The sequence below is a fragment of the Brevundimonas sp. NPDC090276 genome (assembly GCF_044772165.1).
In the GTDB taxonomy this organism is placed as follows: domain Bacteria; phylum Pseudomonadota; class Alphaproteobacteria; order Caulobacterales; family Caulobacteraceae; genus Brevundimonas.
Window position 1 is genome coordinate 45,321 of record NZ_JBIVYK010000001.1, and the last position, 12,350, is coordinate 57,670.

Annotated in this window: 12 protein-coding genes; 6 read left to right on the plus strand and 6 right to left on the minus strand. The window is 68.0% G+C overall.

The genetic code is table 11. The features are described from left to right. Positions 1 to 36 precede the first annotated feature (36 nt). Complete coding sequence (locus tag ACIQTU_RS00190; RefSeq protein WP_400540573.1) at positions 37 to 1,002, minus strand: glycosyltransferase family 9 protein; 966 nt, start codon at positions 1,000 to 1,002, stop codon at positions 37 to 39. A 79-nt stretch (positions 1,003 to 1,081) separates the two neighbouring features. On the opposite strand from ACIQTU_RS00190, the gene ACIQTU_RS00195 reads away from it, so the two are divergent. Continuing rightward, positions 1,082 to 1,822, plus strand: coding sequence for an alpha/beta fold hydrolase (locus ACIQTU_RS00195; RefSeq protein ID WP_400540576.1), 741 nt, complete (start codon positions 1,082 to 1,084; stop codon positions 1,820 to 1,822). A gap of 18 nt (positions 1,823 to 1,840) precedes the next feature. Here ACIQTU_RS00195 and hslU read toward each other — a convergent pair whose 3' ends face one another. Next, positions 1,841 to 3,145 (minus strand): ATP-dependent protease ATPase subunit HslU, encoded by a 1,305-nt coding sequence (gene hslU / locus ACIQTU_RS00200; protein WP_400540579.1) that lies wholly within the window; start codon positions 3,143 to 3,145, stop codon positions 1,841 to 1,843. Between the two features lie 69 nt (positions 3,146 to 3,214). Continuing rightward, positions 3,215 to 3,769: an ATP-dependent protease subunit HslV gene (gene hslV, locus ACIQTU_RS00205; protein ID WP_105562781.1), complete on the minus strand. Its 555-nt coding sequence runs from the start codon at positions 3,767 to 3,769 to the stop codon at positions 3,215 to 3,217. Positions 3,770 to 3,901: 132 nt separating this feature from the next. On the opposite strand from hslV, the gene ACIQTU_RS00210 reads away from it, so the two are divergent. Next, positions 3,902 to 4,312 (plus strand): BLUF domain-containing protein, encoded by a 411-nt coding sequence (locus ACIQTU_RS00210; protein WP_400540582.1) that lies wholly within the window; start codon positions 3,902 to 3,904, stop codon positions 4,310 to 4,312. A 30-nt stretch (positions 4,313 to 4,342) separates the two neighbouring features. After that, the gene (locus tag ACIQTU_RS00215; protein ID WP_400540585.1) at positions 4,343 to 5,134 is read left to right on the plus strand and encodes a HesA/MoeB/ThiF family protein; all 792 of its coding nucleotides are present in this window, start codon (positions 4,343 to 4,345) and stop codon (positions 5,132 to 5,134) included. Here ACIQTU_RS00215 and ACIQTU_RS00220 read toward each other — a convergent pair. Next, positions 5,101 to 7,128 carry an alpha/beta hydrolase family protein gene (locus tag ACIQTU_RS00220; RefSeq protein WP_400540588.1) on the minus strand — a complete coding sequence of 676 codons (2,028 nt, stop codon included), beginning with the start codon at positions 7,126 to 7,128 and terminating at the stop codon, positions 5,101 to 5,103. The two genes, ACIQTU_RS00215 and ACIQTU_RS00220, sit on opposite strands and share 34 nt — an antisense overlap. Before the next feature lie 70 nt (positions 7,129 to 7,198). Beyond that, complete coding sequence (locus ACIQTU_RS00225; RefSeq protein ID WP_400540591.1) at positions 7,199 to 8,185, minus strand: 2-hydroxyacid dehydrogenase; 987 nt, start codon at positions 8,183 to 8,185, stop codon at positions 7,199 to 7,201. 68 nt (positions 8,186 to 8,253) lie between these two features. Between ACIQTU_RS00225 and ACIQTU_RS00230 the strand changes: the two genes are divergently transcribed. The 3 genes from ACIQTU_RS00230 (at position 8,254) to fabB (ending at position 10,706) form a co-directional block, all read left to right on the plus strand. Beyond that, a complete protein-coding gene (locus ACIQTU_RS00230; RefSeq protein WP_400540594.1) occupies positions 8,254 to 8,808 on the plus strand; it encodes an SH3 domain-containing protein in 555 nt (184 codons plus the stop codon). A gap of 68 nt (positions 8,809 to 8,876) precedes the next feature. Next, a complete protein-coding gene (gene fabA, locus ACIQTU_RS00235; RefSeq protein ID WP_207824497.1) occupies positions 8,877 to 9,416 on the plus strand; it encodes a 3-hydroxyacyl-[acyl-carrier-protein] dehydratase FabA in 540 nt (179 codons plus the stop codon). 60 nt (positions 9,417 to 9,476) lie between these two features. Then, entirely contained in the window at positions 9,477 to 10,706 is a 1,230-nt protein-coding gene (gene fabB, locus ACIQTU_RS00240) for a beta-ketoacyl-ACP synthase I (RefSeq protein WP_400540597.1), read from the plus strand. 282 nt (positions 10,707 to 10,988) lie between these two features. On the opposite strand, the gene ACIQTU_RS00245 is transcribed toward fabB, so the two are convergent. Further along, the gene (locus ACIQTU_RS00245) at positions 10,989 to 12,332 is read right to left on the minus strand and encodes a S1C family serine protease (RefSeq protein ID WP_400540600.1); all 1,344 of its coding nucleotides are present in this window, start codon (positions 12,330 to 12,332) and stop codon (positions 10,989 to 10,991) included. Between the last annotated feature and the right edge of the window lie 18 nt (positions 12,333 to 12,350).

Here is a 12,350-nt window from a genome sequence, read left to right on the forward strand (position 1 = left end):
CCGGCGGCGGGAATATGACGATAGAAGCCCCGTAATTCAAGGCTGGTCGGGGTTTGCGCCGCCGATGTAGGCCTCATGCAAGGCCAGTACCCCCTCGAAGACGTGATCGACCGTCAGGTCTTCGATCGGCGCGAACTGCCCCCGCGTCTCATTCGAGGCGACAGTGCGGGTCTTCGGCCCCCATGGCCCGTAGAGCCACCACTCGGTCGGGCCGAACAGGCCCAGCGTCGGCCGGCCCAGCGCCGCCGAGACGTGCATCAGCCCGCTGTCGTTGCCCACGAACAGGGTCGCGCGGTCGATGGCGGCGGCGGAGCACAGGATGTCGCCCTTGCCCACGCAATCGATGCCGCGGTCGCCTGCGGCCTCCAGCGCCGGCGTCGCGGGCGGCCGGTCGCCGGGTCCGCCGACGGGCATGAAGCGCCAGCCGTCGAAGCGCGGCTCGGCCTTCAGCTTCTCGACCAGCTGGCCCCAGCGGTCGGCGGGCCAGGACTTGCCCGGCTGGTGGGCGATGGGGGCCAGGGCAATGATCGGCCCCGCGCCCGCCCCGGCGGCCAGTTGCGGGTCGATGACGGCGGCGGCCTCGGCGCGCGCCTGATCGTCCAGGAAGATCTCGGGGTCCAGCGGCGTGGCCGAACCCATCAGGCGCGACACCATCTCGACCTTGCGCAGCCCGGTCTCCCAGCGACGATTATAGACGATGCGCCGCCTGGCGGGGATCAGCCAGGCCAGGGCCGAGCCGCGAATGTCCACGACCAGATCCCACTTCGTGCCGCGCACCTGTTTCCACAGATCGACCCAGTGTCCGGCGGCCTTCTTCTTGTCGAGGATGATTACCCGTTCGACATTGGGCGCCGAGCGGAAGAAGGGGGCGGGCGGACGGCCGCAGGCCACGGTGATCTGCACCCCCGGCAATTGACGCGCGATCTCGCGGATGACGCCCGAGGAGATGACGCAGTCGCCGATCCGGTTCGAGGAGACGAAAAGGGCTTTGGGTGCGGACAAGCGGGGCTCTCGCGGCCTGTGAAGAAACCCGGTCTCTGCTAAAGCCATTCCGCGCGGAAAGACAGTCCGAGGAGCTTCCATGTCCGACATCCAGACCCTTCATCGCCCGGACGGCGAGACCCTGGCCTTCAAGGCGGTGCAGGGCGCCGGCCCCACCGTGGTCTGGGTCGGCGGGTTCCGCTCGGACATGGAGGGAACCAAGGCCCTGGCGCTGGAGGCGGCGGCGCGCGAGCGCGGCTGGAACTATGTGCGCTATGATCACTTCGCCCACGGTCAGTCTTCCGGCGACTGGAGACAGGCCACCATCGGCCGCTGGCGCGAGGACGCGATCGCCCTGATCGACAGCCTTGAAGGCCCTGTCATCCCGGTCGGTTCGTCGATGGGCGGCTGGGTCGCCCTGCTGGCGACGCTGGCGCGCCCCGAGCGGATCAAGGGGCTGGTCCTGGTCAACCCGGCGCAGGACTTCACCGAAAAGCTGATGTGGCCAGGCCTGGCCGACCACGAGCGTCAGGCCATCCTGCGCGAGGGAGAGACGGTCATCACCGAAGAGGGCCTGGGGTCATATGTCCTGACCCGGCGCATGTTCGAGGAGGCGCGCGACTGGCTGCTGCTGGGCGGAGTCATCCAGATCACAGCGCCGGTTCACGTGCTGCAGGGCCGCGCCGACGACGTCGTGCCGTGGCGCCATCAGGTCGAACTGGCTGAGCGGTTGAGCGGCGGCGATCTGCGTCTGGACCTGATCGAGGGCGGCGACCACCGGCTGTCGAGCCCCGCCGATCTGGAACGTCTGACGGAGGCGGTGGAGGCGATGCGGGGCTGACCCCGCACCGCCGTCCAATCACAGGATGAACCGGCTCAGGTCGATGTTCTTCGCCAGATCGCCGACCTTCTCGCGGACCTTGTCGCCGTCGAAGGTCAGGGTCTGGCCCGACAGGTCCGAGGCCTTGAAGCTGGTCTCTTCCAACACCCGTTCCAGCACGGTCTGAAGCCGGCGGGCGCCGATGTTCTCGACCGTGTTGTTGGCGGCCACGGCGGCGTCGGCCATGGCCTCGACCGCATCGTCGGTGAAGACCAGGGTCACGCCTTCGGTTTCCAGCAGGGCCTGGTTCTGACGGATCAGATTGGCCTCAGGCTCGGTGAGGATGCGCTTGAAGTCGTCGCGGGTCAGGGCCTTCAGTTCGACCCGGATCGGCAGGCGACCCTGCAGTTCGGGCAGCAGGTCCGAGGGCTTGGCGACGTGGAAGGCGCCCGAGGCGATGAACAGGACATGGTCGGTCTTCACCGGCCCGTACTTGGTCGACACCGTCGTGCCCTCGATCAGCGGCAGCAGGTCGCGCTGCACGCCTTCACGTGAAACATCGGCCCCGGACGCGCCCTGACGCGCGGCCACCTTGTCGATCTCATCGAGGAAGACGATGCCCTCGTTCTCGGCCAGCAGCAGGGCTTCCTTGGTCAGGCTTTCCTGATCCAGCAGCTTGTCGCTTTCCTCGGTGGTCAGCGGCGCCAAGGCCTCCGCGACGGTCAGCTTGACCGTTTTGGTGCGCCCGCCGCCCATCTTGCCCAGCAGATCGGACAGATTTAGCAGGCCGACATTGCCGCCGCCGCCCGGCATGTCCAGGCCCTGCAGCGGCGAGGCCGTGTCGGCCAGGGCGATCTCGATCTCCTTGTCGTCCAGCTCTCCGGCGCGCAGCTTCTTGCGGAAGGCGTCGCGCGTGGCCGGTTGCGAGCCCGGCCCGACCAGGGCGTCCAGAATCCGTTCCTCGGCCTGCCCCTCGGCGCGGGCCTTGACCCCGGCCCTGCGCTTTTCGCGCACCATGACCAGGGCGCTTTCAACCAGGTCGCGCATGATCTGGTCGACGTCGCGGCCGACATAGCCGACCTCGGTGAACTTGGTGGCCTCGACCTTGAGGAAGGGCGAGCCGGCCAGCCGGGCCAGGCGCCGGGCGATCTCCGTCTTGCCGACGCCCGTCGGGCCGATCATCAGGATGTTCTTGGGCGTGACCTCGTCGCGCAGATCCTCGGGCACGCGCTTGCGCCGCCAGCGGTTGCGCAGGGCCACGGCCACGGCGCGCTTGGCGTCGTCCTGGCCGACGATGAAGCGATCCAGCTCGGAGACGATTTCGCGGGGGGAAAGGTCGGTCATATCTTCTTCCAGAAGAGCCTGTGTGCGGCGCTATCGTTCGCCGCGCGGCGGCTCACTACTTGAGCGCCTTCACAGGCTTTCGATGGTCAGGTTGCCGTTGGTATAAACGCAGATGTCGGCGGCGATCTTCATAGCCTTCCGGGCGATCTGCTCGGCGTCGAGTTCGCTGTTTTCGTCGATCAGGGCGCGGGCGGCGGCGAGCGCATAGTTGCCGCCCGAGCCGACGGCGGCCACGCCGTATTCCGGTTCCAGCACATCGCCGACGCCCGTCACCGTCAGGATGGTGTCCTTGTCAGCGACCAGAAGCATGGCCTCCAGCCGACGCAGATAGCGGTCGGTGCGCCAGTCCTTGGCCAGTTCGACGCAGGCGCGCGCCAGTTGGTCGGGATACTGCTCCAGCTTGGCTTCCAGTCGCTCGATCAGGGTCAGGGCGTCGGCCGTGGCCCCGGCGAAGCCCGCCAGCACCTTGCCGCCAGCCAGGGTGCGGACCTTGCGCGCGGCGCCCTTGACGATGGTCGGCCCCATCGAGACCTGGCCGTCGCCGGCGATGACGGTGCGGCCGTTCTTGCGCACCGCCAGAATGGTGGTGCCGTGCCAGTCAGGGAAGCTTGAGGTCTGGGTCATGGGCGATCAGATGGCGAGGAATGCGCGCCCTCGCAAGACGTCGCGCCGCCGCAGGGACTTCCGTTTTGTTAACCCTGCCATGACAGGGGAGCCCTCCCCCCGTCGCCCAGCCTAGCGTTCGAGTACCCGTTCTTGCCTCTGCACCGCGCCATCTATGTCAGCGACGCCGTCGGCGAGGCTGCGACCAGCCTGCTGGTTCTCGCCGAAATCCTCGGCGCCTCGGACCGCAACAATCGCCGCGACAGCCTGACCGGGGTGCTGATGCGTCACGGCGGCCGCTTCATTCAGGCCATCGAGGGACGTCGCGCCGACGTGGATCGACTGATGGACCGTCTACGCGCCGATCCCCGCCATCAGAACCTTCGGTTGCTGTCGGATCAGGACGTTCCCGTCCGTCTCTTTCCCGGGCGACCGATGACCCTGGCCCAGATGACGCCTGCCGCCGCACGCGTGCTGAACCAGGCCGGGCTGGATCAGTTGAGCCCTGATCGCGCCGAGGTTCTGCTGACTACAGCGACCGAGGCCCTGCCCATTCCGGCCTGACGGGGCGCCGCGACTGCGCTAGACAGGGGCGTGACCCAGTCTTCCGCCCCCGCCCCCGTTCGTTTTTCCGACGAGGAAGTCGACCGCTACGCGCGGCAGCTGGTGCTGTCCGAGATCGGCGGCCCCGGCCAGCAGGCGCTGAAGCGCGCGCGGGTGCTGATCGTCGGGATGGGCGGGGTCGGTGCGCCCGCGGCCCTCTATCTGGCCGCCGCCGGGGTCGGGACCCTGGGCCTGATCGACCACGACGCAGTCGCCCTGTCCAACCTGCAGCGGCAGATCATCTTCACCACCGCCAATGCCGAGCGCCCCAAGGTCGAGGCGGCGTCTGAGCATCTGACCGCCCTCAACCCCAATGTCGCCGTCGAGCCCTTGGTCGAGCGGCTGACAACCGCCAACGCCCCCGACATCATCGAAGGCTTTGATGTCGTGCTGGACGGCACGGACGACTTCGAGACGCGCTTCGCCGTCAACGCCGCCTGCGTGACGACGGGAACGCCTCTGGTGTCCGGCGCGCTGGGCCGCTGGAACGGTCAGGTCGGGGTTTTCACCGGCCGGCCCTGTTATCAATGCCTGGTGCCCGAGACCCCGCCCGACGCCGAGACCTGCGCCCGCGTCGGCGTGGTCGGCGCCCTGGCCGGGGTCATCGGCGCCATGGCCGCGCTGGAGGTGATCAAGCTGATCACCGGCGCGGGCGCCCCCCTGACCGGTCGCCTGATGCTCTATGACGGCCTGGCGGGGACCAGCCGGGTCGCGAAGGTGGCCGCCGACCCGACCTGCCAGGTCTGCGGTCAGGCGAAGGCGGTGCGGAGCAGGGCCACGTAGCGCTCCATCAACTCCTTCTCGACATCATCTGCCCAGTCGGCGTGGCCGGCGTCGGGCACCTCGACATAGTCCACGGTCTTGCGCGAGCCGCGCAAGGCGCTGTTCATGATGCGCGACTGGATCACGGGCACGATCCCGTCGTCCACGCCGTGCACCAGCAAGACGGGGCAGACGATGTCGGCGGCGCGACGGCGGGGCGAAGCCGCCTCCAGCATGGCCCCATCCGTGTCCGGGTCGCCGATCCGCTTCTTCCAGAAGCCGTAGACCTCCTTGGTCGGGGTGTCATCGTCTCGCCTTTCCCAGGCCAGCATGTCCGAAAGGTCCGTCACCCCGCAGATTGAGATCGCGGCCTTGTACAGGTCGGGCCGTCGCACGGCGCCCATCAGAGCCGCATAGCCGCCGTAGCTGGTCCCCATGATGGCCACGCGGCCGCCGTCCAGCCCCTTGTCACGCACGACCTGTGCGACCGCGTCCTCGACGTCCTCCTGCATCCGCTCGCCCCAACGACGCCAGCCCTGCTGGGCGAAGGCGAGGCCATAGCCGCCCGACCCCCGGAAATTGGGCTGCAACACCCACCAGCCTTGCGCGGCCAAGACCTGGACCTGACGATCGAAACCGCGCTGGTCGCGGGCCTCGGGGCCGCCGTGCGGCATCACCACCAACGGGCCCGGCGCAGCGCCGGGCGGCGCGGTCAGATAGGCCTCGATCAAGGCCCCGTCGCGCGTGCGCACCGACAACAGTTCACAGCCGCCCAACCGCTCGAAATCCAGGGCGTACCGCGACCCGAGGTTGGTCATGCTGCGGGCGGCCTTGTCATACAGATACCAGGCGCCCGGCTCGCGGGGCCCCTCCACATAGGCGATGAACCGGTTGCGGTCGTCGCTGATCTGGCTGAGGTGGACGTCGCAGTCGTCCTCGAAGAACCGGTTCATGGCGCGGTGGTGCGCCGCCAGTCCTTCTTCGGCGAAGTCGTACTCGAGTCTGTCGCCATAGTAGGCGGCCCCGACGTAGCGTTTGCGCGCATCCGTCAAGCCGTACAGCACGTCGCGGTCCGCCCTCGGCTGTATCGGCGCGCCCAAAGCCAGGGTGTGAAGATTCATCTCGCGAATGGTTTCGACATCCTCGCCCTCGGCGCGGGCCGACACGAGAACGGCGTTCGGAGCACCACCCCCGCCGACCCATGAGAAATCGGGCGCGTCGACAATGCGATTGCGGCGGACGAAACGCCATTCCGTTTCACCCGGCGCGCGGGCGTGGATCGTTTCCACGGTCCCGCGTGCATTGATGTCGCGACGCAAGACGGCGACGCCGTTGTGGGTCTGCCAGCCGATAGTCGCGATGTTACCCCGCTCCAACCGTTCGGCCTTGCCGTCGTTGATGTTCATCCTGTGCAGACCCATCACGCCGTCCCTTTCCCAGGCGGTCATCAGGACGTGGTCGGGGTCGTCGGGCAGGATGTCGATGACGCGGCCCAGATCCAGCGAGTAGCGTAGTCGCTGGCGCTCGCCCTCGAACAGGACGACGGGGTCGCCCGTTTCGTGATCCAGGGAAACAATGCGGCGCGACGTCACTGTCCGGCTGGGTCCGACCATGTTGGATCCCGGCGGCTTGCGGCCCGGGACCACCTGTTTGATGACGACCCGCGCCAGAAGCCGCCGATCATTGGCCCACTCCAGCGCCTCGACGGCCAACTCGCCCAGTTCGATGCGTCGGCGCGGCCCTTCAGGATCGGCGGCATCCAGCAGGTCGATCACGCCGCGCGGTTCATCGCGGGTTCCGAGCTGTTCCATGATTGCAATGCGAGCGCCTGTCGGCGACAGAACCGCCGCCCGTGTCCTCTGCCCGGCGAAGAAATCAGCGGCGGCGTAGGCGCCTGACGGGGCCGCGCTCGCCAGGCGGGCGCCCGAAAGGGCCAGCACCGCACCGGCACCGCTGGCCAGCAGCAAACCTCGCCGCGACGGCGCCGCTTGCTGTGAAAAATCTGAAACCTGCATTCATCCCCCCGGAATCTCGCCTTTACTGGTGCGGCGGGGGCAGCAGGTCAAGACGCTGACGTAACAGCGTTCACAGCATCGCCGGAATGACGCGGTCCGGCGGACGGTGGCCGTTCTGATAGGTCATGATGTTGGCGATGACGCGGTCGCCCATGTCCTGACGCGCCTCGATGGTGGCCGAGCCGAGGTGGGGCAGCAGCACGACGTTGGCGCGGCCCATCAGGCCGGGATGCACCGCCGGTTCGTGCTCGAACACGTCCAGACCGACGCCGAAAAGGGCGCGGCGGTCCAGCGCCTCCACCAGCGCCGCCTCATCGATCAATTCGCCGCGCGCGGTGTTGACCAGGATGGCGTGAGGTTGAAATCGGGCGATGCGCTCGGCCGACAGGATGTGATGGGTGTCTTTCGTGGCCGGACAGTTCAGCGAGATAACGTCCATCCGCGCCAGCATCTGATCCAGATCGTCCCACCAGGTCGCGCCCAGCTCCTCGGCGATCATGTCCGAGACGGGTTTGCGGTTGTGATAGTGGACCTGCATGCCGAAGGCCTTGGCCCGGCGCGCCAGGGCCTGGCCGATGCGGCCCATGCCGACGATGCCCAGACGCTTGCCCCACAGCTTGCGGCCGCACATCCAGGTCGGACTCCAGCCCTGGAACTGGCCCGCCGCGACGACATTGGCGCCTTCGACGATGCGGCGGCTGACGGCCATGATCAGGCTCATGGTCAGGTCGGCGGTGTCCTCGGTCAGGACGCCGGGAGTGTTGGTGACGATGATTCCGCGCCCCACAGCGGCGTCGATGTCGATATGGTCCACGCCCGCGCCGAAGTTGGCGATCATCTTCAACTGCTCGCCCGCCCCCTGGATGAGATCGACGTCCAGATGATCGGTGATGGTCGGGATCAGAACCTCGGCCCGCTGCAGGGCGGCGGCCAGGTCGTCGCGCGACATGGCCCGATCGGTCAGGTTCAGCTCAGCGTCGAAAAGTTCGCGCAGACGCGTCTCCACCGCATCCGGCAGGCGTCTGGTTAATACGACCTTAAGCTTGCGAGCGGACATAGGGAGCCTGGGTTTCGACGGGCGGAAGCGTCCGTGCGGGACGGGTCGATCCGGTGTCTAGCAAAGCTGTGGGCAGGTTCAAAAGTTTCCGGCGTATCGCCGTCATCACCGCCGTCCTCGGACTGGGCGTCATCGCGGGCGCCGGCGCCCGCATGCCTGACGGGCGGCCTACCCCGACGGGTCTGGAAGTGCCGCGCTGGGTCACGTTGAAGTCCTCCCAGGTGCGCGCCCGACAGGGGCCGGGCCTCGACTATGAGATCCTCTGGGAATACCGCGCCGCCGGTCTGCCCGTGCAAGTGATCGCCGAGACCAAGGAATGGCGCAAGATCTGCGACCCGGACGGTTCGGTCGCCTGGATCCACCGCACCGTGGCCTCGGGCCGACGCAGTGTCTTCAACCGCTCGGCCGACGAGATCATGATCCATTCCGGCCGGGCATCGACCTCGTCGGTACGGGCCCGCCTGTCGCCCCGCTCCATCGTCTCGCTGGACGAATGTGAAGAGGGCTGGTGCCGGGTGCGCGCGCGCAAAATTCGCGGATGGGTGCCCGAACGGGCGGTGTTCGGAACCCAGGAACGCGCCCTATGCAACGCCACCCGGCCCGCCGGCGCTGGACGCAGCTAGACTTCACAACAGTTGAGCGGGCGCGCCGGGTCGTGTAACCCGCCCGCAACACTTCCGGAGCGTCACCCTTGAGCCAGTCCCAATATCCGTCGTCGTTCGATCACGAAGGCCTGCTGGCCTCGGGCCGCGGCGAGCTGTTCGGTCCGGGCAACGCCCAGCTGCCCGCCCCGCCGATGCTGATGTTCGATCGCATCAAGACCATCACCGCCGACGGCGGCGACTATGGCAAGGGCTATGTCGAGGCTGAACTCGACATCAATCCGGACCTCTGGTTCTTCCAGTGCCACTTCATCGGCGATCCGGTCATGCCGGGCTGCCTGGGCCTGGACGCCATGTGGCAGCTGGTCGGCTTCTACCTCGGCTGGATCGGCGGCCCCGGCAAGGGTCGTGCGCTCGGCGTCGGCGAGGTCAAGTTCACCGGCCAGGTGACCCCGGACGTCAAGAAGGTGGTCTACAAGGTCCACCTGAAGCGCGTCATCAACCGCAAGCTGGTCATGGGCATCGCCGACGGCGTGCTCGAAGCCGACGGCGAGGTCATCTACACCTGCGCCGACATGCGCGTCGGCCTGTTCGGCGGCGCGGCCACGGTGGCGTCCACGGACGCCTGACCCCATTTAACGCAGACCGCGGTCAACGCGGCGCCTGAAGACTGAATGTTAGGAAACACCATGCGGCGTGTCGTCGTCACCGGATTGGGCATCGTCTCCTCCATCGGCACCGGCCAGGACGAGGTCACCGCCTCCCTGCGCGAAGCGAAGTCAGGCGTCCAGCACGCCGCCGACCACGCCAAGTACGGCTTCCGCTCGCAGGTCTGGGCGCCGCCCGCACTGGGCGTGACCGCCGAGGACTGGGCGCCGCTGGTGGACCGCCGCGCCGCGCGCTTCCTCGCCAACGGTACGGCCTGGGCCCATGTGGCCTTTGAAGAAGCCCTGAAGGACAGCGGCTTGACCGCCGAAGAGATCCAGGACGAACGCATCGGCTTGATCGTCGGCGAAGGCGGCCCCTCGACCCAGGTCATCCTGCAGGCAGCCCAGACGACCGTCGAAAAGGGCTCGCCCAAGCGCGTCGGCCCCTTCGCCGTGCCCAAGGCCATGGCGTCGGGCCCCTCGGCCGTGCTGGCCACCTGGTTCCAGTTGAAGGGCATCAACTATTCGATCAGCTCAGCCTGCGCGACCTCGGCCCACTGCATCGGCGCGGCCGCCGAGCAGATCGCCTGGGGCAAGCAGGACGTGGTCTTCGCAGGCGGCTGCGAAGACATCGACTGGTCCATGTCGAACATGTTCGACGCCATGGGCGCCATGTCCTCCAACTTCAACGAGACGCCCTCGGTCGCCTCGCGCGCCTATGACAAGGACCGCGACGGCTTCGTCATCGCCGGCGGCGCCGGCATCGTGGTGCTGGAAGAATACGAACGCGCCGTGGCGCGCGGCGCGACCATCTACGCCGAGGTCACCGGCTACGCCGCCAACTCGGACGGCTACGACATGGTGGCCCCCTCGGGCGAGGGCGCTGAGCGCTGCATGAAGCTGGCGCTGAAGATGGCCGGCAACCCGCGCATCGACTACCTGAACCCACACGGCACCTCGACCCCGGTCGGCGACGCCAAGGAAATGGGCGCGGTGCGCAACGTCTTCGGCGACGACCTGCCGATGATCTCCTCGACCAAGTCGCTGACCGGCCACTCGCTCGGCGCGGCGGGCGCGCAGGAAGCCATCTACTGCCTGCTGATGATGAAGCACGGCTTCGCCGCCGAAAGCGCCCACATCGAGAACCTGGATCCCGAGTTCGAGGGCATGCCCATTCTGCGGGAACGCCATGACGGCGAACTGAAGCACGTCATGTCCAACAGCTTCGGCTTCGGCGGCACCAACGGCACCCTGATCCTGTCCAAGGTCTGAGACCGACGAGGCGACGGCGATTTTCTCGCCTCTGACACGAAAATAACGCCATTCGGCCCTTCGGCCGCCCGGATAGGCGTTCAAAAAGGCATTATCGGCCTGTCGGAGTTCGGAAGAGTCCCGGATCCTGAACAGCCCCCCCAGCCCCCCAGGATTTTTCCGCCAAGGGCTTCGACGGGCCGATGCTTCCTCCAAGCGAGACGCCCGCGACCGCCCCCCTCCCCCTCCTGGCGACGCGGGCGTTTTGCTGTCTGGACCCCGCTGAATCGAAAGACAGACCGATCAGCCCGGAAGGCTGATCGTCATCCGCTCACCGTCGCGCATCACCGTCAGTTCGACCGGCCCGCCGGCGGCCTCCAGGGTCCGCGCCAGGGCCGTCATGTCGGCCACGCCGACCGACCCCGCCGCCACCACGACATCGCCGGCCTGAGCCCCTGCCGCCGCCGCTGCCGAACCCGCTTCCACAACGGTGATCTGGGCGCCCGCGCCGTCGCCGCTGTTGCGGAAGGTCAGGCCGCGCGCCATGGCCGCGCTGCGTCCAACCCGCACCGCCGCCGGATCCGGTGACTGAACCGTCAGGCTGGCGGTCGCCTCACGCCCATCACGCAGATAGACGACCGGCAGAGTGGCGCCGGGCCGAGCGATGCCGACCGTGGCCTGAACCGATCCGGCGTTGGCCACAGGGCGGTTCTGGATGCGGGTGATGACGTCGCCGGGACGCAGGCCCGCCTGCTCGGCGGATGACCCCGGCGCGGCGTCGTAGACCACGGCCCCGCGCACGATGTTCAGGCCCATCTCGCGCGCGCGCTCGGCCGTCAGCGAGCCCAGAGCCACCCCGATCTGGCCGCGCTTGACCTCGCCGGTGGCGCGAAGTTGGTCGACCACGAACATCATGATGCGGGTCGGCACGGCGAAGGCGATGCCGTCATTGCCGCCGCCCATGCCGCCAGACAGGATGGAGGTGTTGATGCCGATCAGACGTCCCCGGCTGTCCAGCAGCGGCCCGCCCGAATTGCCCGAGTTCACCGCCGCGTCGGTCTGGATATAGTCCTCGATGGCGTCGCCCATGCCCGAGCGGTTCAGCCCCGAAATGACGCCCATGGTCAGGGTCTGGTCCAGGCCCAGGGGATAGCCGACCGCGAAGGCGAGGTCGCCAGTGCGCAGGGTGTCGGAATCCACCGTCTGAACCTGCGACAGCCCCGAGGCCTCGATCTTCAGCACAGCGATGTCGGTGGCCTTGTCCGCCCCGATCAAGGTCGCGTCGAACAGGCGGCCGTCGATCAGGTCGACGGTGAATTTCTGACCGTTCTCGACGACGTGGTTGTTGGTGACGATGATGCCGTTGGCGGCGTCAATGATGACGCCCGACCCGCCCTGCGAGGGCTTGGGATCGCCGTCCGAGCGCGGCCCGCGCGACTGGCCCAGGGTCGTCACCTGCACCACGGCGGGCAGGGAGGCGTCGAGACCGGCGGCGAAGGTGAAGACCCCGCGTCGCGCGTCATAGGGCAGGCCCGCCACGCTCGGCGTCTGGACTGATGCGGCGGCAGGCGCCCCCGTCGTCGGCGCGGCGCTGAGCATCAGGACAAGGGCGGCGCCGGTCGAGGCCAGCAGGGTATGTCGCGTCATGGTCGGTCCCTTCACAGG